This window comes from Parvimonas sp. oral taxon 393 str. F0440 (genome assembly GCA_000223315.2).
Classification (GTDB): Bacteria; Bacillota; Clostridia; order Tissierellales; family Peptoniphilaceae; genus Parvimonas.
In genome coordinates this window covers 59,944-81,172 of record AFUS01000004.1, presented here as the reverse complement: position 1 = coordinate 81,172, position 21,229 = coordinate 59,944, and the positions used below count along the sequence as shown (strand labels likewise).

General features: G+C 29.2%; 15 protein-coding genes and 1 pseudogene. 3 read left to right on the top strand and 13 right to left on the bottom strand.

The window, feature by feature from the left end; translation table 11 throughout:
• Positions 1-360 precede the first annotated feature (360 nt).
• On the top strand, positions 361-753 hold the full coding sequence (locus HMPREF9127_RS01175) for a hypothetical protein (RefSeq protein ID WP_009448274.1): 393 nt from the start codon (positions 361-363) through the stop codon (positions 751-753).
• Positions 754-871: 118 nt separating this feature from the next.
• Here HMPREF9127_RS01175 and HMPREF9127_RS01170 read toward each other — a convergent pair whose 3' ends face one another.
• From HMPREF9127_RS01170 to HMPREF9127_RS09705, 5 genes and pseudogenes are all read right to left on the bottom strand, one after another.
• Positions 872-1,918: a S1C family serine protease gene (locus HMPREF9127_RS01170; protein ID WP_009448388.1), complete on the bottom strand. Its 1,047-nt coding sequence runs from the start codon at positions 1,916-1,918 to the stop codon at positions 872-874.
• Between the two features lie 170 nt (positions 1,919-2,088).
• Positions 2,089-2,565 (bottom strand): hypothetical protein, encoded by a 477-nt coding sequence (locus tag HMPREF9127_RS01165; protein WP_009448393.1) that lies wholly within the window; start codon positions 2,563-2,565, stop codon positions 2,089-2,091.
• A 289-nt stretch (positions 2,566-2,854) separates the two neighbouring features.
• A complete protein-coding gene (locus tag HMPREF9127_RS01160; RefSeq protein WP_009447816.1) occupies positions 2,855-4,039 on the bottom strand; it encodes a glycine C-acetyltransferase in 1,185 nt (394 codons plus the stop codon).
• Between the two features lie 26 nt (positions 4,040-4,065).
• Positions 4,066-5,007: an NAD-dependent epimerase/dehydratase family protein gene (locus HMPREF9127_RS01155; protein ID WP_009447936.1), complete on the bottom strand. Its 942-nt coding sequence runs from the start codon at positions 5,005-5,007 to the stop codon at positions 4,066-4,068.
• A gap of 401 nt (positions 5,008-5,408) precedes the next feature.
• A pseudogene (locus tag HMPREF9127_RS09705) lies at positions 5,409-8,803 on the bottom strand (ABC transporter ATP-binding protein/permease).
• Positions 8,804-9,288: 485 nt separating this feature from the next.
• On the opposite strand from HMPREF9127_RS09705, the gene purD reads away from it, so the two are divergent.
• Together purD and HMPREF9127_RS08640 are read left to right on the top strand one after the other, a co-directional pair.
• On the top strand, positions 9,289-10,401 hold the full coding sequence (gene purD, locus HMPREF9127_RS01145; protein WP_009448327.1) for a phosphoribosylamine--glycine ligase: 1,113 nt from the start codon (positions 9,289-9,291) through the stop codon (positions 10,399-10,401).
• 11 nt (positions 10,402-10,412) lie between these two features.
• The gene (locus tag HMPREF9127_RS08640; RefSeq protein WP_255261660.1) at positions 10,413-10,514 is read left to right on the top strand and encodes a hypothetical protein; all 102 of its coding nucleotides are present in this window, start codon (positions 10,413-10,415) and stop codon (positions 10,512-10,514) included.
• A gap of 456 nt (positions 10,515-10,970) precedes the next feature.
• On the opposite strand, the gene HMPREF9127_RS01140 is transcribed toward HMPREF9127_RS08640, so the two are convergent.
• The 8 genes from HMPREF9127_RS01140 to pyrB form a co-directional block, all read right to left on the bottom strand.
• On the bottom strand, positions 10,971-14,582 hold the full coding sequence (locus HMPREF9127_RS01140) for a Cna B-type domain-containing protein (RefSeq protein ID WP_009448046.1): 3,612 nt from the start codon (positions 14,580-14,582) through the stop codon (positions 10,971-10,973).
• 1,010 nt (positions 14,583-15,592) lie between these two features.
• Entirely contained in the window at positions 15,593-16,174 is a 582-nt protein-coding gene (pyrE, locus tag HMPREF9127_RS01135) for an orotate phosphoribosyltransferase (protein WP_009447723.1), read from the bottom strand.
• 9 nt (positions 16,175-16,183) lie between these two features.
• The gene (locus HMPREF9127_RS01130; RefSeq protein ID WP_009448186.1) at positions 16,184-17,080 is read right to left on the bottom strand and encodes a dihydroorotate dehydrogenase; all 897 of its coding nucleotides are present in this window, start codon (positions 17,078-17,080) and stop codon (positions 16,184-16,186) included.
• The gene (locus tag HMPREF9127_RS01125; protein WP_009447910.1) at positions 17,080-17,808 is read right to left on the bottom strand and encodes a dihydroorotate dehydrogenase electron transfer subunit; all 729 of its coding nucleotides are present in this window, start codon (positions 17,806-17,808) and stop codon (positions 17,080-17,082) included. The genes HMPREF9127_RS01130 and HMPREF9127_RS01125 overlap by 1 nt, the downstream gene beginning before the upstream one ends.
• A complete protein-coding gene (gene pyrF / locus HMPREF9127_RS01120) occupies positions 17,798-18,652 on the bottom strand; it encodes an orotidine-5'-phosphate decarboxylase (RefSeq protein ID WP_009447734.1) in 855 nt (284 codons plus the stop codon). Before pyrF ends, HMPREF9127_RS01125 begins: the two co-directional genes overlap by 11 nt.
• Entirely contained in the window at positions 18,652-19,839 is a 1,188-nt protein-coding gene (locus tag HMPREF9127_RS01115) for a dihydroorotase (protein WP_009447845.1), read from the bottom strand. Before HMPREF9127_RS01115 ends, pyrF begins: the two co-directional genes overlap by 1 nt.
• The gene (locus HMPREF9127_RS01110; RefSeq protein ID WP_009448277.1) at positions 19,823-20,266 is read right to left on the bottom strand and encodes an aspartate carbamoyltransferase regulatory subunit; all 444 of its coding nucleotides are present in this window, start codon (positions 20,264-20,266) and stop codon (positions 19,823-19,825) included. Before HMPREF9127_RS01110 ends, HMPREF9127_RS01115 begins: the two co-directional genes overlap by 17 nt.
• A complete protein-coding gene (gene pyrB, locus HMPREF9127_RS01105) occupies positions 20,266-21,186 on the bottom strand; it encodes an aspartate carbamoyltransferase (RefSeq protein WP_009447704.1) in 921 nt (306 codons plus the stop codon). The genes HMPREF9127_RS01110 and pyrB overlap by 1 nt, the downstream gene beginning before the upstream one ends.
• Positions 21,187-21,229 lie beyond the last annotated feature (43 nt).

Genomic DNA, 21,229 nt, shown 5'->3' with positions numbered 1-21,229 from the left:
TATCTATTTTCAAGTAATATCTACAATTTATTAGACTTATCCACAAAAATTGTGGATAAATCTCGATAATAAGTTAATTGTTAAAAAATTAATTTATATATAAATGTATAATACATTGACTTTGTTTTTTTTGTGATATTATAGTAGTAAGAAATCAGTTCACCTTAATGATGTAAAATTTTTTGGGAGGGTAGTATGTTTTACATTAACTATAGTAGGTATAAAAACGGAGATTTTTTTAATATTTTAACTTTAGTAGTTAATTAATTTTTTATTGTGAAACAACAAGGTTCCCGGGAACCCACCCGATGCGAAGCATCGTGGAAGGGTGGGGTTCTTATTTTTAGTGGGAGGTAAGATATGAAAAAAATTAGTAAAATATTATTATGTTTTATGATTTTACTTTTAACTTCTTGTACGGGAAGTAATGAAATTAAAAATTATTACGGAAGAAAATTTGTTGGTAAAAACGGCGGAGATATTATTATTACCGAAAAAGTTGTGATATACTCAGGAGAACCGAGTAAAATAAATCCGAATTCAACTCCTGAAGATATTAATAAGGCAAAAGATAAAATGAAAAAAGAAAATGCAGCAACATTTAAAAATCCTAAAATCGTAAAAAAAGGCGATAAAAAATATTTAACAGCAGATAAGTTGGAATACAAACTTTCATTTGTAGATGATGAAACAATTATTGATGAAGATGACAATTATGAATTTAAATTATCAAAAGATAGCATTTACAAATAATAATTAAATAAATAAAACTTACAACAAAAAAAGTTATGAATTATTTTCATAACTTTTTTCGCATTTATTTATTTATTTTTACGGAGGATTTATAAAAAAATCTCTACTAATATGCTAATTAATTGTTGTTGTTACTGTTGTTATCATCATTTCCATCAAAATCTTCTTCATTTCCATTGTAATTGTCATTGTTACGATTACGATTTGGATTAAAACTGTTTTGATTTTGATTTTGTTTTGTCTTATTCTCAACTTTATTTAAGTCAAATTGTGAGAATTTAACTTCTATTGTAGTTGTTTTTCCATCTCTGTAAACTTCAATTTTAACTTTATCGCCAATCTTATAGTTTAATAAGGCAGCTTTTAAAGTTGAGTTTGATGTAACTTTTGTATCTCCAACTTTTGTTATAATGTCTTTCGGTTTTAATCCTGCAGACTCTGCCGGAGAACCTGATAGAACTTCATGAACATATACACCTGAGTCAACAGGTAATTTTTCTTGTCCTAATACATTATATCTTGAAACATCTATACCTCTTATACCAAGTGATACACTTTCAAACTTACCGTTTTTGATTATTTGTTCTAAAATCGGTTTTGCCAAATTTGAAGGAATTGAAAATCCGATTCCATCACTATTTCCGGCTTTTGCTGTATTTATTCCGATAAGTTGTCCTTTATCATTAAATAATCCACCACCACTATTTCCAGGATTTATTGCCGCATCTGTTTGGAATAAACCTTCCATAGTTGAACCATCTTGTAATGTTATAACTCTATCTTTTCCTGAAATGTATCCGGAAGTTAAAGTTGATTTTAAATTTATACCAAGTGGATTACCGATTGCTATAGCTTTATCCCCTATTGAAACTTTTGAACTGTCTCCAAATTCAACAGGTTTTAAATCAAGTCCTTTAGGATCTATCTTAATAACTGCTAAGTCTAAAGTTTTATCACTCCATAGAACTTTGGCTTCTCTCTTTGTTCCGTCACTTAAAATTACTGTTACGGATTTTGTCTTTGAAGGGTCAACAACGTGATTATTAGTTAAAATATATCCTTCTTTACTTACGATAACCCCTGAGCCAAGTCCACTTGTTTGTTTTTGAGTTGAGAACATATCTTCAGAAACCCCTACAGTTGTTATCCCTACAACTGATTGCATAGCTTTTTGTGCAACAGCTTTTTCTACAGTTGTTCCGCCTGATGTATCTGCATTTGTTGTATTTGCATTTTGATCAGTTGGAGCTTGATTTAAAGCTGATTTTTCACTATTATTTTTCTTTAGATAATAACTTGTTCCACCTATACTAATTGAACTAGCTAAGATTATAGCTAAAACAAATTTTGAGAAAGATTTAAGTCTATTTCCTTTTTTCTTTTTTCAAATTCCTTTTGAACAAGTCCGTCAACATAAGCTTCAAATTTTTTATCTTTTTCATTTGAGTCTTCCATATATTCTTCATCGTAAATTTCCTGTTCAACGGAACAATCATAAGGTTCTTCAATCTGCTCTTCGATATATTCTCCATAATCTTCATCACTTATATTATTTATTTCATCTATATCATCTTGATTGAACAATTTTTGTGTTTCATTTATTTCATCCATATTAGACATTTCATTTATTTCGTCTATATCAGATGATTCAGTAATATCATCTTTTACTTCTTCATTTATTTCGTCTTTTGTTTCTTCATTTATTATATCTTTTACTTCTTCTACTTTTTCTGAAGTTTCTTCTATATTTTCTTTTATATTTTCAGTATTATTTTCATTTTCATCAAAAATATTGTCTTTTTTATTATCCATAATAAATCACCTCTTTTTTAATCTCATTTATTATCTTGAATATATTATAATCTGTCAACCTTAAAGTAAGCTTAAAGAAAAAACTTTTTTTAAATTTTTTCGAAAAATATATTCAAAAAAATAAATTTAGTTATCAACAGTATAATACAATGAATTTTAATATAAAATATATGTATTGTCTATCAACTGTAAACATTATATCGTTAAAAACTTAAATGTACTTAAAAAAGAGGAGAATTCTTCTCCTCTTTAAAAATTTTGATAATATTATGAAAAACTATTATTTATACTAGATGATTCCCATATCTTTTCCAGCTAATTCAAATGCTTTTACAGCTTTATCTAATTCTTCTTTACTATGAGCTGCAGAAATCATACAACGAATTCTTCCTGTTCCTCTTGGTACAGTTGGGAATACTATTGCTGAACCGAATACTCCGTATTCTCTTAATTTTTTAGAAAATTCCATAGTCTTTGCTTCTTCTCCGATAATTACAGGAGTAATAGGAGTTTCTGAATGACCTGTGTTAAATCCTAATTTTCCTAATTGTTCTTTAAAGTATTTAGCATTATCCCAAAGTTTCTTTTGTAATTCATCTGATTCGATTAAAGTTTCTACAGATGCGATACAAGCAGCAGTATCTCCAGGAGATAAAGTTGTACTGAATAGTACAGGTCTTGCTCTGTGGTTTAACCATTCGTAAGCAACTTCGTTACAAGCAACATATCCACCTTTAACTCCGATAGCTTTTGAAAGAGTTCCTATAACAAAGTCAACTTTGTCATGTAATCCGAAATGATCTACAGTTCCTCTTCCGTGGCTTCCCATTACTCCTGAACCGTGAGCATCATCAACATAAGTTAATGCATTATATTTTTCAGCTAATTTTACGATTTCAGGTAATTTTGCAAGGTCTCCGTCCATTGAGAAAACACCGTCAGTAATAATTAAGATTGTCTTATATTTTCCTTGAGCTTCAACTAAAACTCTTTCAAGGTCTTCCATATCGCTGTGTTTGAAAACTGCTTTATCAGCTTTAGTCATTCTAATACCGTCGATAATTGAAGCGTGGTTTAATTCATCAGAGATAATTAAATCGCCTTTTTCTGTAATTGCTTGGATAGTTCCTATATTACAATCATAACCTGATTGGAAAATGAATGCTCTTGGAGATTTTTTGAAAGTTGCTAATTTCTTTTCTAATTCTTCGTGTAAATCCATATTTCCGATGATAGTTCTTACAGCACCTGCTCCAACGCCATATTTTTCAATAGCTTCTTGAGCTTTTTTCTTTAAAACAGGATTATTAGCAAGTCCTAAATAGTTGTTTGCTGATAAATTTACCATTTCTTTTCCGTCAAGAATAATTGTTGATGAATTCTTTCCGTTTAATACAGGTAATGTACGATAAACTCCATCTTCTTTTAACTTATTAACTTTTTCTTGTAAAAATTCTAAATCATGAATACTCATATCTCTATCTCCTATCTATAACTATTTTAATTTTTTCTCAAATTTTCTAACATATCAACTGTCATCTTGTCTAAATCAAAACTTGGTTTCCAACCCCATTGTTCTCTTGCTGCAGAGTCATCCAATGAATTTGGCCAGCTTTCAGCTATAGCTTGTCTGATTGGATCTACATCGTAGCTTAGTTTAAATTCAGGCATATATTTTTTGATACTTTCTTCTAAAATTTCAGGTGTCAAACTCATAGCTGTAATATTGAAAGCATTTCTGTCCTTAAGTTTTGAAGGATCAGCTTCCATTAAATCAACAACTGCTTTAAGTGCATCAGGCATATAAAGCATATCCATTTGAGTTCCTTTACCTATATAAGAAGTGTAAGCTTTGTTTTTAATTGCTTCATAATAAATATGAACTGCATAGTCAGTTGTTCCTGCACCAGGTAATGTTTTATAAGAAATAATTCCCGGATAACGAACTCCTCTTACGTCAACGCCAAATTTATTAAAATAGTAATCACATAAAAGTTCTCCTGAAACCTTTGTTACTCCATACATAGTATTAGGTCTTTGAATAGTAACTTGTGGTGTATTATCAAGTGGAGTACCAACTCCAAATGCTGCTATTGATGAAGGAACAAATACTTTTGCATTTAATTCTCTTGCAACTTCTAAAGTATTTACTACCCCGTCAACATTAACCTTCCAAGTTAATTGTGGCATACTTTCTCCTCTAGCAGAAAGTATTGCTGCTAAATTTACAATTGTATCAGCCTTAAATTCTTTCGCTAATTCAAACATTCTCTTTGGATCAGTAACATCTAATGTTTCAAAACGAATATCTTCGATAGCCGCTTTGTTTGCATCTGAACAGTCTGTAGCTAATATATTTTCTCTTCCGTAAATATCCCCCAAATAAAGAGCCAATTCAGTACCTATTTGTCCAAGTGCTCCTGTCATTAAAATCCTTTTCATTATTCATTCTCCTTTCAAAATCATTGGGTAAAGTTTTTACTATCCAAATGTATTATACATCAATTTTAATTACTTTACAACACCTTATATAGAAAAATTTAATATTTTTATATGGCATATACGGATAAATAATTCAAATAATATCATAATAATAAAGCAGAATTTGTAATATCTTTTTTAAAGCTATAAAACTTTTATTTGCCTATTAATACTATTTGTCATTAAAAATATCGTTGTCCTGTAAAATTTTAAACAGAAAATCTTTTGAAATAATATATCAACTCATTTTTTCGTCTTTAAACTTCATTTTATTGTAAAGATATTTTTATATAAATATAAAACCAATAAAACATATCCAACAAAAAACTAAGGAGATTATCCTTAGTTTTTTACTAAATTTACTATTCTGTTCTCAAAGCTTCAACAGGATTTTGTTTTGCCGCACTCTTTGATGGAATAAATCCACCTATTAATGTTAAAATCATACTGATTAAGATTAAAGTTATAGCCTGTGGAATAGATAGATAAGCAGTTATATTCGGCATTTCGGTAACTTCTCTTATTATAATATTTATAGGTATCAGTAATAAATATGTTATTCCAATTCCAAGAATCCCAGCGAATAAGCCGATTATTCCGGTTTCTGCATTAAAGACCTGTGATATATTTTTCTTTGAAGCTCCGATTGACCTTAAAATCCCAATCTCTTTTTTTCTTTCAAGTACACTTATATATGTTATAACCCCAATCATAATAGAAGAAACTACTAGTGATATGGATACGAATGCAATTAGTACATAGCTTATTACATTTATAATTGTCGTTACAGAAGAAAGTATTGTTCCGACTAAATCTGTATAAGTTATCACTTTATCATCTTCGGAGTTATTTTTTCTCATCTCATTGTATTTATCGAGCAGAGAAATTATTGACTGTTTTGTTTCAAAATCTTTAGGATAAATACTGATTTTAGAAATATCCTTATCTTCAACATAGTTAAATAACTTCATATTGTTCTCATAAGAACTTTCATTACTATTAGTCATAGCAGTAATTAGTGATTTTATTTCTTCCTCATTTAAGTTCATAGAAAAGGCATTCCCGAATTTACTTGAATCTATTGATAATGCCTTTGGCAAATTTTTCATAGAAGATGTTAGAGCCTCTCTAATGCTATTAGCTATTGCTGATGAAATATTTTTAATTAAACCATCTACAAAATTTTGTGAAGAATTTTGATTTCCTGATAAACCGGAATTAATTAAATCTTTTACTCCCGAAGAAATCATATTTTTTGCATCTGCTGTTCCAATATAAGAATTAAAAGACTCTTTTAATTTAGATGGATCAGGCTTGTTATTTTCTTTGGCATATTTCAAATATCCATTTGACAGAGCCTTTGCTAATTCTGCTATATCATTATTATCGAGTTTTAAATTTTCTCCTAAAGAATTTAATAGTTTTCTAGTTTCAGCTGAAACTTTTCCTCTAGCTTCAGGAGTTTTAAAATACTCTAATAAATATTGATTAAATTTATTAGGATCAGTGTAATTATTCTTTTTCGCAAATTCCGGATATCCTGACATAATAGATTTCATTATATCAGTTATCTTTTCATTTGTAATCAAAGTTCCACTATTTTTAGAAATCATCTTTCCAAAAAATTCCTTTAGAATATTTTTTGCATCATCAGTTTTCATATAATCACTTATTGACTTTGGCAATTCAATATAATTAGTTGAAGGATTTTTAGAAGAAAATTCTAAATATCCTTTTAAAATATCACTGATTAATCGAATTAATTTATCCGAATCCAGTTTGATGTCTAAATTTTTAAAAAATCATCATTTCCGATATTATTCAAAATTTTTGAAAAATCAATATTATTCATTGAATTTACATTAAAATTTAATTTAGAAGTATCTATTTTAAATACTTCAGATAGTTTTTTCTGATCTATTGAAAATAATTTTGCAAAGTCTAAATTTTGTTTAATTTTTTCTCCAAAAGGAGTATTTGTTAAAATATTGGTATTTGGGTTTTCTTTTTGAGCCTTTACAACTTCACTTTCTTTAGATATTTTTCTTAAACTTGTTTCTAACTCATCTCTATACCAAATACCTGTTGGCAAAATAGAAGAATTTTCATCACTATTTGGAGAAGCTATTCCAACTATTTTTAAATTTATTGATTTGTTTTTTAAAAGATTTTCAACAAATGACAAATCTGAAGAATTTTCTATATATACTTTATTTTTAGAGTCATAAGAATATAGCTGTGAGCTACTTAAAACTTTAAATTCTCTCCCAACAATATCTTCATATTTCCAAGAAATATTATCCTCTTCTATAACATTTTCTTCTCTCTTTTCAAATTTTTTAGCCATTTTTGAAAGCTCATCATTATCACGAAGTCCCAAAGAATAAAAAATAAAATCGGATAGAGAACCCTTTGAATTAGTTATTACTATAGCTTCATTTTCATTACTAGGCCAAGAGCCGAATTTTAAAGTATATTTATCCTTATATATTTCTTCGTTTTTAGGCAATTTAGAAAAAGCCCTCATAGAATTTCTTGAAAACATAAAATTATTAGATGAAAAACCCATAGACTTAAAAGCCTCATTTGGATTTACTTTAACATATTTCTCATTATTTAAAGTATAAATAATAGGTGTAATATCGTATTTATATTCAATTGTCTTAGCATAATTATTGATCGCTTTCCCGTCATTTTCAAAATAATTTTTTAAAGAAGATAAATCATTTTTATTAATTGCTTTTAACATTTTTTGAATAGTTTTTACTTCGCTTATATCTCCATCATCTTCTTTACTCGAATTTTCAAAGATTTTAGACATTGAAAAACTACTGCTGTCAATCTCTATCGGATATGAAACCATAGTCTCCTCTTCGGTATCCTTAATAAACTGATTTACACCATTGGATAAACCCAAAATTAAAGCTATACCGATTATTCCGATTGACCCCGCAATTGCAACCATAAGAGTTCTTTTAAATTTAGTTTTTAAATTATTAAAACTCAAAGCTATACTTGTAGAGTATGACATAGAAGATTTTCCAAAATTTTTATGAACTCCATTGCTCTCATTTTCTAAAATAAAAGGATTAGAGTCGGAAATAATTTGTCCGTCATTTAATTCAACAATTCTAGTTGAATATTCATTTGCCAACTTTGGATTATGAGTAACCATTATTACAAGTCTATCTTTTGCAACCTCTTTAAGTAACTCCATAACTTGAACACTTGTTTCCGAATCAAGAGCACCTGTAGGTTCGTCTGCAAGTACAATGCCGGGATTATTTACAAGAGCTCTTGCTATAGCAACTCTTTGCATTTGCCCACCGGATAGCTGATTAGGCTTTTTATGCATTTGACTTTTAAGCCCAACCTTATCCAGTACATCAATAGCTCTTTTTTCTCTTTCAGCTTTAGATATTCCGGAAATGGTTAAAGCCAATTCCACATTGGCTAAAACAGTCTGATGAGAAATTAAATTATAACTTTGAAAAACAAAACCTATTGTATGATTTCTGTAACTATCCCAATCTTCATTTTTATATTTTTTAGTTGATATTCCATCAATTAAAAGCTCACCTTGTTCATATTTATCTAATCCACCTATTATATTTAATAAAGTAGATTTTCCACTACCACTCGGACCAAGAATAGAGACAAATTCATTATCTCTAAAATTAAGAGATACATTATCTAATGCTTTTTGAATTAAATCCCCTGTTTTATAACTTTTACTGATATTCTTAAGCTGTAACATTCCCGTCCTCCTTTACTAAAATAAAATTCTTAACATAAGAATAATATACCCTTTTATATAAAAAATTAATTGAACATAGAAAAATTATCAATTCCAATTACTTTAAAAAATTAAAGTTGAAAAAAGTTGGCTCTGATGTTATAATAAATATAATTTAACTTTGTTAAATTATATTTATTTCATCGTGTTTACCTTAAAAATTTATCAAAATGAAAACACGATATAATATCCAAGTAACTTTGTTAAATTATACATATTTCATCATATTTACCTTAATTTAGTTATCAAAAAGAAAATATGATATAATTAATATAGTTTAACTTCGTTAAACTATATTAATTTCATCGTGTTTACCTTAAAAATTTATCAAAGTGGAAACACGATTTAGTAAATTTAATTAGATTATCAAAAATAGAACATATTATGAATTTAAGCTAATAATTATTTTATAATTTAGATATAAAAATACAAAAAGAGGTGATTTTATGAAAATACTTATTATAGGTAAGGGTGGTCGTGAACATGCAATGTTAAAAGCATGTCAAAAAAGCAAATTAGTTGAAAAAATTTATGTTTTACCGGGAAATTGCAAGATGGAAGGTGCTACAAAGGTAGATATAGATATGTTTGATATTGAACAAATTAAAAATTTTGCAATAAAAGAAAATATCGACTTAACAATTGTAGGACCGGCTGATGTTTTAGCACTTGGAATAAAAGATGAATTCAACAAAAACGGCTTAAGACTGTTCGGACCTACAAAATCTGCAACAAGAATTGAATCCAGCAGATATTTTACTAAACAACTTATGGAAAAATTAAAAATTCCTACAACTAAATATGTTGTATTTACAGATAGAGAACAAGCCTTAAAATTCGTTTCCGGAATTGAAAAATTCCCTGTAACTATAAAAATTGACTCAATTCCAAAGAATATGGGAATTTTTATTGCTAGAAGTAATAAAATGGCAACAGATATAGTAAATGAAATCTTTGACGAAAATGAAAATTCAAAAATTTTAGTTGAAGAATTTATAATAGGTAAAGAATTTTCAATCTTTGCATTAGTAAAAAACAGCAAGGTTTATCCACTACAAATAGTTAAAGACTATAAGAGAACATCAGACAGCGACGAAGCTGAACATACCGGAGGTATGGGAGCTTGTAGCCCTGTTGCAAAAATTACAGATAATGAAATTGAACAAGTTGTAGAAAAAATCTTAAAGCCGATGGCAAAATCAATGTATGAAGACGGTTATGGCTTTGAAGGATTTTTATACGGCGAAATTGTTGTAACAAAAGACGGAATAAAAGTTCTAAGCTTCAATGCAAGACTTGGAGATCCTGAAGCAGAAGTGTTATTACCACGTTTAGAATCAGACTTTGTTCAAAATATTCTTGACGTAATGGACGACAAAGAGCCTGAAATCAAATGGAATGATAAAGTTTGCGTAGGTGTAGTTCTTGCATCAAATGGTTATCCGTCAAAAGAAAAATGTCAAGATAAAATTAATCTCGTTCCCGTAGAAAGTGATATTTACTTTATGGGTGTTGAAGAAAAAATAATGAAATCTATGCAAAAGGCGGAAGAAATTTAATCGTAACAGCTATGGCAGAAGATTTTGAAAAAGCAAGAGAATTAGTTTACAGAGATATAGAAAAATTAAAAACTGACTCTTTCTTCTACAGAGAAGATGTAGGAAAATTTTAATAAATAAATTAAAACAAAAAGCATACTCAATAAAAATGAGTGTGCTTTTTTTAAGTCCTTTATAGTACTTACTATTATTTGTAAACAAATAATAGTAATGAGATCTCTCCATTTTGCTCCGCTACAGTCGAGATGACGTATTAGGAATATCTCTATGCAAAACATTTTGACGTGAATTATTTTGTTCTATATAATATGTTAAAATACAATGATATTAATTTTTTCTATTTTATTTATAAAAATAATTTGATTTTTATTTACTGTTAACGTCTAGCCATAAAACGAAGTATTCACCTTTAAACGTCATTTCGGTCGAGATGACATGTTTGGTGGTATTTTTTATAACAATACTATGACGTGAAATATTTTTCTTTTTATACTTTTTTAGAATTATCATTTGTAGTTAATTATATTTTAAAACAGCAAAAAGAGAGCTTACGCTCTCTTTTTAGTTAACTATTTATTTCTTTTCTTTCTTGAAATTTGTAAAAGTCCAAGACTTAATCCAGCCATTGCAATGTATCCAAACATTTGAGTTCCTATTGATGTTTTTGGAACTCTAGGCACCGGTTTTTCTTTGTTAGTAATTACAAAACCGTCTTTTGCATTTCCTTCTATCTTGCTTTCATATCCTTTAACTTCTACTTCTTTTACTGTATATTCTATTTCTTTTCCATTTTCATCATATACAGGTAAATCTTTGAAAGTATGTTTCCAAGAATTTGCTTCGTTTAACTTCGCTGTTTGAATTTCTTTTCCATTTGCTAAAAGTTTAACTTCGATTTCATTTAATACTTTTCCTATCCATTTCTTTTCTACTGAAACTTCGGTTTTTTGAACATTTCTATTAGTAATTACGAAACCATCTTTTGCATTTCCTTCTATCTTGCTTTCATATCCGTCAATATTAACTTCTTTTACTGTATATTCTATTTCTTTTCCGTTTTCGTCATATACAGGTAAATCTTTGAATGTATGTTTCCAAGAATTTGCTTCGTTTAATTTAGCTGTTTGTACTTCTTTTCCGTCAGCTAAAAGTTTTACTTCGATTTCATCTACAGCTTTTCCTAACCATTTCTTTTCTACAGGAACTTCTGTCTTCGCTAAATTCTTATTTGTAATTACAAAACCGTCTTTTGCATTTCCTTCTATCTTACTTTCATATCCGTCAATATTAACTTCTTTTACTGTATATTCTATTTCTTTTCCGTTTTCATCATATACAGGTAAATCTTTGAATGTATGTTTCCAAGAATTTGCTTCGTTTAACTTAGCTGTTTGTACTTCTTTTCCGTCAGCTAAAAGTTTTACTTCGATTTCATCTACAGCTTTTCCTAACCATTTCTTTTCTACAGGAACTTCTGTCTTTGCTACATTCTTATTTGTGATTACAAAGCCGTTTTCTGCACTTCCTTCTACCTTGCTATCGTATCCGTCAACTTTAACTTCTTTTATTGTATAAACTATTTTTTTACCATCTTTATACTTGTCAAGATTTGTAAATTTGCCTTTCCAATTTTCACTCTTCTTTAAAGTTAAAGTTTTTCCTGTATCTTCATCATTAGCAAATAATTTCACTGTTACTTCTTCAACACTTGCAGGTCCAACCCAACGTTTTTCTACAGGAATTTCAGTTTTTTCAACATTATGTTTGTTTTTGATTATAAATCCGGCAGCACCATCTACATGTCCTGCAACTATTTCAGTATCATATCCTTCTACTACTGTTTCTTCTTTAACAGTATATTTAATTTCGTTTCCTTGTGCATCATATTTGTCAAGATCAGTAAATTCGCCTTTCCAATTATTTTGCTCATTTAATTTTATTGTCTTATCAGTAGGAACATCATTCTTTACTAATTTTACAATTATTTCTTTAACTCTCTTACCATCTTGGTTATTATTATCTTCCCATTTCTTTTCTACCGGAATTTTTGTCTTTGCTACATTCTTATTTGTGATTACAAAGCCATTTTCTGCACTTCCTTCTATCTTGCTTTCATATCCGTTAATTTTAACTTCTTTTATTGTATAAACTATTTTTTTACCATCTTTATACTTGTCAAGATTTGTAAATTTACCTTTCCAATTTTCACTCTTCTTTAAAGTTAAAGTTTTTCCTGTATCTTCATCATTAGCAAATAATTTCACTGTTACTTCTTCAACACTTGCAGGTCCAACCCAACGTTTTTCTACAGGGATTTCAGTTTTTTCAACATTATGTTTATTTTTGATTATAAATCCGGCAACTCCATCTACATGTCCCGCAACTATTTCAGTGTCATATCCTTCTACTACCGTTTCTTCTTTAACAGTGTATTTGATTTCGTTTCCTTGTGCATCATATTTGTCAAGATCAGTAAATTCGCCTTTCCAATTATTTTGCTCATTTAATTTTATAGTCTTATCTGTAGGCTTATCATTCTTTAATAATTTTACAATTATTTCTTTAACTCTCTTACCGTCTTGGTTATTATTATCTTCCCATTTCTTTTCTACAGGAATTTTTACCTTTTCGTTACTCTTATTAATAATTGTAAAATTATTCTTTGAATTTTCTTTTATTTCTTTATCATATCCGTTAATTTGTTCTTCTTCAACAGTATATTTAATTTCAGTTTTTCCATCATCTTTAAATTTATTTAAGTTTTTAAAAGTGTGCTTCCAATTATTTTGTTCGTTTAAAGTAACTTCAGCAACCTTTGTACCGTCAGCTAATAAATTAACTTTGACACTTGAAGCTTTTTTTCCTATCCAAGTTTTATTAACACTTACTTCAGTTTTTTCTCTCTTATTAGTTATTGTTTTTATTACGGCTACATCATCTTTTACTTCAACTTCAATTATATCTTCATTTTTTATCCAACCTGCAGGAGCTTGTATTTCTTCAATTTTGTAAGTTCCTTGAATTAATTTTTCAGAAACAGCTTCTCCATTATCATTAGTTACTAATTCGAAAGTTTTATTTGTTGCCTTATTAGTAATTTTAAATTTTGCACCTTTTAAAAGTAATTGATTATTTTCGGAGTCAACTTTAATAATCTTTATTTTACCAAGTAAATCACCTTCAATAGTTCCATTTGAAATCGCACTCTTATATTCACTTTGTGAAATATGTGTTTTTCCTTGAGAAAACATTTTTAGAATGTTTTTTACTTTAACATTAGGCTTATAAGTTGATCTATATGTTAAGATATATTGTTCTCCATTTATATCCCCAAATTCATATCTGAATTTTGTAAAATTATTTGAAAATTTAATTTTATCTGAGACATTTTTCTTCCAGAAAGTTTTTTTAACATTTCCGAGTTTATCAATTTCAACTTTTCTAAGTTCGAAACTACCTCTCTTATAACGAAGTCCATCAAAACTTCCTTCAATAACACTTAATTCATCTTCAAATACAACCTTCTTAAATTTATCTTTCTTTACATTTATACGAGCAGTCCAGCTTAATTCATCAACTTTATCATGAATTCTATTAGCCCATTTAGCTAAAATTTCATTTTCTACTGAACCCGGTTTTCCTATTTCAACTTCTGTCTCATGTTTTTTACCATTCAATTCTATTATAAACTTGTTTTTTCCTCCAAGAGTAATTTTATCTTGATTGAATGAAGCTTCCATAGAAACAGTCCCCTTAACATTATAAAGATTTTCAACCTTTTCATTTAAAGTTACTCTTACTGTTCCTCCACCAGTTTTTTTTACTGTAATTTTCCCTTGTCCGAAAACAGTTGTTCCATCTACTCCATAAATTGGGAAATTAACAGCTGCAGAATCTTCTATAAATCTGAAATTATCCGGTAATTCAATTTCAAAATAATCACCATTTTTCAATGCATTTCCATATTTTTTTGCATCCCATACTAATTTAATTTTAAATCTGCTCCAACGTGATGTTTTATTTAATTCTTGTCCCTGCCCATTTAGAATTTTAAACTCTGTAATATTTACATCAGGCGTAATGTTTTTAGCCCTATCTTCTGCTGAAACTTTAAAAGCAGGTAATAAAGTGCCCAACACCATAAGAACACTTAATAGCATACAATAAATTCTTTTTTTCATTGCGCTCCTCCTCATAGAATAATAATAGTAGTGATTAATATTTTAACTTAAAAATATCAATCCTTTTAAAATACATTGTTATTAGAAGCCTAAACTAATAACTAAACTTAAATAAATTTCATAACCTTAATGAAATACTATTTAATATACGTATTAATAATAACATTTTTGCGATTTTAAATCAAATATGCTAAATATATATTTAAATTTATACCGCTTAACGTCAATAAATTATTTCGTGTTTCTCTACCCGGAAATTAAAACAAAGTTAAAATTTACACAATTAATCAAGTTTTTATTGATTTGTTTCTGTATTTAATTAACAATATAATATTATGTTACATTATTATAATATGTTTTTATTGCATAAAAATTAAAATATTAAAAATATAATTAATTAAAAATTCATTACTAATTTAAAAACAAGACTAAATCCACTCTTTTATACAAAAATTTGGTTGTATTACAGTTTAATTTGCTTTTAAAAATGCTATGATGTGAATTATTTTGTTTTATTTATAATTTCGTAGTAATCCTATATCTATTTTTATTTTTTAAGTCCTTTACAGGACTTACTATTATTTGTAAACAAATAATAGTAATGAGATCTCTCCACTTCGTTTCGCTTTGCTTCACTTCGGTCGAGATGACGTTTTGGGAATATCTCTTTGCAAAACATTTTGACGTGAATTTTTTTGTTCTATATAATTTTTTAAAATACAATTATATTAATTTTTTCTATTATATTTATAATGATATTTTGATTTTTATTTACTTTTAACGTCTAGCCCTAAAACGAAGATGCTTCCCCTATACGTCATTTCGAGCGTAGTCGAGAAATCTCATACTTTTGCTTTAGCAAAAGTAAAATGTATCGTAGATACATCGATATTTTAATTTTATTTCTAAATGTGCTATGACTTGAATTAAAAAAACAACAAAAAAGCATACTCGACATATTATACTAGAGTATGCTTTTTTGATTTTTCTACAAATCTATGAAAATATTTTTAGAATTTTTTTCTGCTTCCCGGTTTTACAAGCTCAATTTTTCGTTCTTTACAAAGAGGGCAATCTTCTTTTTCAAATGCTTGAACATTTAAAGAAATTGCAGGGAAAAGTGGATATTCAATATCTGATTTTCCATTTGTTCTATCAACTATTGAAGCAATTCCAACAACATTTGCTCCATGTTCTTTTAGAACTTTTATTGTTTCCAATGATGATTTTCCTGTTGTAACAACATCTTCAACTACAAGTACATTTTCTCCCTCATTTATGAAAAATCCTCTTCTTAAAGTCATCATTTCATTTTCTCTTTCTGTAAACATTGCTCTTACTCCCAAGGCTCTACCCAATTCATAAGCAATTACAATTCCACCCATTGCAGGTCCAACTACTGCATCAACTTTTACATTTGCATCTTCAAGTTTTTTCTTAATTACCTTACAAACTTCTTCAGCTTTTTCTGGATACATCAAAAGTTTTGCACATTGAACATATTTGTCGCTATGTTTCCCTGATGATAATAGGAAATGTCCTTCTAATAACGCTTCACTTTCTTTTAATAATTCCAATACTCTTTGTTCCATAATTTCCTCCTAAATAATTCCTCTAATTTCTTCTAAATTTTTTATATTTTGTTCTTTACAGAATTTTTCCATTCCTTCAATTATATCAATCATAACTCTCGGATTGATAAAGTTTGCTGTTCCGACTTGAATTGCAGTTGCTCCAGCCATAATAAATTCAATCGCATCTTGCCAATTCATTATTCCACCCATTCCGATAATTGGAACATCTACAACCGAAGCGACATCTCTTACCATTCTTAAAGCTATCGGTTTTATACAAGCTCCTGAAAGTCCTGCCGTTACATTGTCAAAAACTGCTTTTCTATTGTAAATATCTATTGCCAAGGCATTAAATGTATTTACAAGTGAAAGACAATCCGCTCCCGCTTCAACACAAGTTTTTGCCATTTCTTTTATATTTTCAGCATTTGGAGATAATTTTACCATAAGGACTTTATCCGTATTTTCTCTAACTTTTCTTACGATTCCCTCTGCAATATCACATTTTATTCCAAAAGCCATTCCGCCTGATTTTACATTCGGACAGGATATATTTAATTCAATTATTTTTATATTTGTTTTATTTATAAGTTCAATAGATTTTAAATAATCCTCTAATTGTGAACCTCCAATGTTTGCTAAAATCTGTGTATCAAAACTTTCCATAAAAGGTAAATCTTCTTCAATAAAAGTTGGTACTGAAGGATTTTGAAGTCCGATACTGTTCATTATCCCTGCAGGTGTTTCGTAAATTCTAATTCCCGTATTTCCGTCTTTACCTGCAAAAGTAAGTCCCTTTGTAGAAATACCGCCTATTCTATTTAAGTCGATATATTCTGCATATTCTCTGCCGAAACCGAAAGTTCCGGACGCTCCGATAACGGGGTTTTTAAATTTAACTCCACAAATATCTACTTCCAACATTAAAAATTCACCTCCTTAACTTCAAATACAGGCCCTTCCTTGCAAATTCTTTTCATTCCATTTTTAGTTTTACAACTACAAGCTAGACAAGCCCCGATTCCACAACCCATTCTACTCTCTAAAGAAACATAGACAGGTATGTCAAAGCCTAAATTTTTTACTGAATTCATCATGGGATTTGGACCGCAACAATAAATTACATCATAATCATCTTTTATTATCTCAGTTATGAATCCCTTATGTCCTACACTTCCTGTATTTGTTGCGATATATGTATTTTTTGTAAATTCCTTAAATTCTTCAGTAAAATATATTTCATCTCTAAAGCCTGCATATAAATCGACATCCGCTTCCAATTTCTTTGCAAGATATAGCATTGGTGCAATTCCAATTCCCCCTGCAACAAGTGCAACTTTTTTTCCTTTGAATTCATCAATCGGAAAGCCGTTACCAAGTGGTCCTAAAATTTCTATGCTGTCTCCAACTTTCTTTTCGGACATAATCTTTGTACCTTTTCCTACAACTGCATAAAGAAAAGTCAATTTATCATCTTCCATATCACAGATACTTATCGGACGGGGAAGCATAGTCCCGTCCTCAAAGCATTTAACCATATAAAATTGACCAACTTTAGCTTTAAATTCCCCCTTGACATCCATTTTGTAAATGCCTTCGGAAATTTTTTCATTTAAAATTATTTCAACTTTTTCGTATGATTTATTCTCCATAAATATCCTTCCTCATATTCAAAACGGCTTCTCTTGTGTAATGAGCAAATCTTTCTTCGCCGTCTTCAAATTTTTGATAGTATTTTATAATTCCTCTTGAAGAGTTTACAACTCCGCCGTTAAAGTCATTCAAATAAGTTCTGACGTCTTCCGCTTTTGCACCTTGTGCCCCATATCCCGGTAATAAGAAGAAAATATTTTTATATCTTTCTCTTATTTTTTTGGCTTCTTCACTATGAGTTGCTCCTACGACAAATCCCAAAGGAGAATATCCACATTCAGAAGTCAATTCATCAGCAAATTTTTTAAGTTCATCTCCAACTTTGAAGTATAGAGCTTCTCCATTGTAGTCAAGACATTCAATATCTTTTGCTCCCTCATTTGAAGTTCTAAGCAATACGAAAACTCCCTTTTCTCCTGTTTTTAAATAATCTAAATAAGGTGTGATACTGTCCATTCCCATATATGGATTAAGAGTTATAAAGTCCGCTTCAAACTCTCCTTTAAAATGTGCCTTTGCATATTCCTTTGCAGTACTTGCAATATCTCCTCTTTTAACATCCCCGATACTTAAAAGTCCCTTTTCTTTAAGATATCTTAAAGTTCTTTGATAAGCAATAAGGCCTTCAAGTCCGTTTGCTTCATAATATGCAATTTGTGGTTTATAGATTGCTACAATATCACTTGTTGCATCAATTATTGTCTTATTGTATTCAAAAATTATATCTGAAATTTTTTCGTGTTTTTCTTTAATATAATTTGGAATATAGTCTAAATGGCTGTCAAGTCCAACACAAACAAATCCTTTTTCTTTTACTGCTTCATATAATCTATCTACTATCATTAAAATTCTCCTTTATATTTAATTTCTCCCGCTTTAATTGTCATAAGCACTTCTCCGTAAAGTTCCATTTTATCAAAAGGTGTATTTTTTGCTTTTGATGCAAATTTACTTGAATCTACAACAATTTTTTTATCAGTATCAACTATAACCAAATCTGCAAAATATCCCTCTTTTAAAAGACCTTTTTTAATTCCCATTAAATTAGCTCCACCATAGGACATTACCTTTGACAAAGTTCTTATGTCGATATTTCTCTCTTTAACCAATTTTGTATTACAAATCGCAAAGGCAGTTTCAAGTCCAACAAGTCCCGGACTTCCATTCGCCTTATCCTCTGCAGTATGTGGTGCATGATCCGTTGCAATCGCATCAACAGTTCCGTCCGAAATTCCATCTATTAAAGCCTCAACATCAGCTTTTTCTCTTATCGGCGGATTTACTCTGTATGAATTATCCCAAAGTGCAATATGATGTGGAGTTACTTCACAAGTAACCTTTACTCCCTCTTTTTTCCCACGTCTTACAGCTTCCAAAGAGTCGATTGTACTGACGTGGCAAAGATGAATTCTTCCATCCAATCTCTTTGCAAGATAAACATCTCTTAAAGTCATAAGGTCTTCTGCTATTCTATAATCAATTGGAGAAAGTTCACTTTCTGCATGTATCATTATTATTTTATCGTATTTTTTCGCCTCTAAAATCGCTCTGTACATTGTAGTTTCAGAAAGCACACCCTTACCGTCATCGGATAAAAATTTTGCATTTTCAAATTTTGAATAGTCAACCAAATTTTTTCCGTCAAAATTTTTAGTAACTGCAACTATCTGATTTATATCTACTAAATCCAATTCTTTTGCTCTCTTCATTATATCATTATAAGTTTCCAAATCACCGCAAATCGGCTTTGTGTTTGCCATTGTATTTACAGTTGTATATCCACCTCTTAAAGCTGAAAGTGAGCCTGTTTTTAAATCTTCCTTATAAGTAAAACCCGGATCTCTAAAATGCACATGTAAATCTACAAATGCAGGCATAACAGTTTTTCCCTTTGCATCTATAATTTCAAAACTGTCATCAAAACTTAAATTTTCACCAATCTCTACAATCCTTCCATCTTCAATCTTTATCTCTCCGACTTTATTTATATTTTTATCCACTAAGATTGCATTTTTAACTATTTTTTTCATTATGTCCTCCACAAGAATATAAATTATCACAGTAATTACATCTATAAATTCCCTTTTCTCTATTAACTAATATAAATTTATTTTGAATATTTTCGTGGCAAGTTATACAACGTGGGTTTTTACATTTTATAAAACCCTCTACCTTTTCAGGTAAAATCATTGAAACTTTTTCTTTTATTTTTTCGTTTTCTATGATATTTACAGTCAAATCCTTATCTATCAAGCCTAAAATCGCAAGGTCAACATCAATTACATTTTCAATTTTTATCATATCTTTTTTGCCATATTTTTTAGAATCTGCATTCATTATAAGTGCCACTGTATAGTCAGCCTTATCCAATTCTAAAAGTTTAAAAATTTCATAGCCAAGACCCGGTTTAATATGGTCTATTACAATTCCATTTGAAATACTATTAATATTTAACATTATTTTACCTCCAACAATTTTAAGATTAATGCCATTCTGATTATCATACCGAATTTAACTTGATTAAAATACTTTGCTCTAGGATCTTCATCAACTTCTGTTGCAATTTCATTTACTCTTGGCAATGGATGAAGAATTATCATATCTTCCTTAGCGGTTTTCATCTTCTTATTATCTAAAATGTAAGTATCTTTAAGTCTTACATAATCAGCTTCATTGAAAAATCTTTCCCTTTGAACTCTTGTCATATATAGAATATCAAGTTTGTCCATAACTTCCTCAATTGTTCTAACTTCGATAAACTCAACATTATGGTCATTTAGATACATCTTAATATATTCTGGAATAACAAGCTCAACCGGTGAAATAAAGATGAATTTATTTCCCTTAAACTTTGAAAGTGTCTTAACAAGTGAGTGAACAGTTCTTCCGAATTTCAAGTCCCCACAAAGCCCGATAGTCATATTTTCCAAACTTTTCTTATATTGTGAAATTGTAAGTAAATCTGTAAGAGTTTGAGTTGGATGTTGATGTCCACCGTCTCCCGCATTAATAAAAGGAACAAGTGTAACTTCTTTTGCAAGCTCTGCAGAACCCTCATGTGGATGACGCATAGCGATAATATCTGAATAGCAACCAACAGTTTTTATTGTATCTTGTAGGCTTTCACCTTTAGTCGCTGATGAAACTTTAGGATCCGGAACAGTTATGCAACTTCCGCCAAGTCTAAGCATAGCTGCTTCAAAGCTCAATCTTGTTCTTGTTGACGGTTCAAAAAATAATGAAGCTAAAACTTTTCCCCTACATTTTTCTGAAAATTTTTCAGGATTATTATAAATTTCTGCTCCTAACTCCATAAGTTCAAGTAACTCTTCACAAGAAAAGTCTTCACTACTAACTAAATTTCTAAATTCTTTCATACAATTCCTCCTATTAAGTCATTTTGTCATACACAAAAAAAGG

Excerpts from the sequence above, each read along its gene's own strand:
- HMPREF9127_RS01175 (WP_009448274.1), top strand. The coding sequence starts at position 361 with ATGAAAAAAATTAGTAAAATATTATTATGTTTTATGATTTTACTTTTA.
- HMPREF9127_RS01170 (WP_009448388.1), bottom strand. The coding sequence starts at position 1,918 with ATGCAATCAGTTGTAGGGATAACAACTGTAGGGGTTTCTGAAGATATG.
- HMPREF9127_RS01165 (WP_009448393.1), bottom strand. The coding sequence starts at position 2,565 with ATGGATAATAAAAAAGACAATATTTTTGATGAAAATGAAAATAATACT.
- HMPREF9127_RS01160 (WP_009447816.1), bottom strand. The coding sequence starts at position 4,039 with ATGAGTATTCATGATTTAGAATTTTTACAAGAAAAAGTTAATAAGTTA.
- HMPREF9127_RS01155 (WP_009447936.1), bottom strand. The coding sequence starts at position 5,007 with ATGAAAAGGATTTTAATGACAGGAGCACTTGGACAAATAGGTACTGAA.
- purD (WP_009448327.1), top strand. The coding sequence starts at position 9,289 with ATGAAAATACTTATTATAGGTAAGGGTGGTCGTGAACATGCAATGTTA.
- HMPREF9127_RS08640 (WP_255261660.1), top strand. The coding sequence starts at position 10,413 with ATGGCAGAAGATTTTGAAAAAGCAAGAGAATTAGTTTACAGAGATATA.
- HMPREF9127_RS01140 (WP_009448046.1), bottom strand. The coding sequence starts at position 14,582 with ATGAAAAAAAGAATTTATTGTATGCTATTAAGTGTTCTTATGGTGTTG.
- pyrE (WP_009447723.1), bottom strand. The coding sequence starts at position 16,174 with ATGGAACAAAGAGTATTGGAATTATTAAAAGAAAGTGAAGCGTTATTA.
- HMPREF9127_RS01130 (WP_009448186.1), bottom strand. The coding sequence starts at position 17,080 with ATGTTGGAAGTAGATATTTGTGGAGTTAAATTTAAAAACCCCGTTATC.
- HMPREF9127_RS01125 (WP_009447910.1), bottom strand. The coding sequence starts at position 17,808 with ATGGAGAATAAATCATACGAAAAAGTTGAAATAATTTTAAATGAAAAA.
- pyrF (WP_009447734.1), bottom strand. The coding sequence starts at position 18,652 with ATGATAGTAGATAGATTATATGAAGCAGTAAAAGAAAAAGGATTTGTT.
- HMPREF9127_RS01115 (WP_009447845.1), bottom strand. The coding sequence starts at position 19,839 with ATGAAAAAAATAGTTAAAAATGCAATCTTAGTGGATAAAAATATAAAT.
- HMPREF9127_RS01110 (WP_009448277.1), bottom strand. The coding sequence starts at position 20,266 with ATGTTAAATATTAATAGTATTTCAAATGGAATTGTAATAGACCATATT.
- pyrB (WP_009447704.1), bottom strand. The coding sequence starts at position 21,186 with ATGAAAGAATTTAGAAATTTAGTTAGTAGTGAAGACTTTTCTTGTGAA.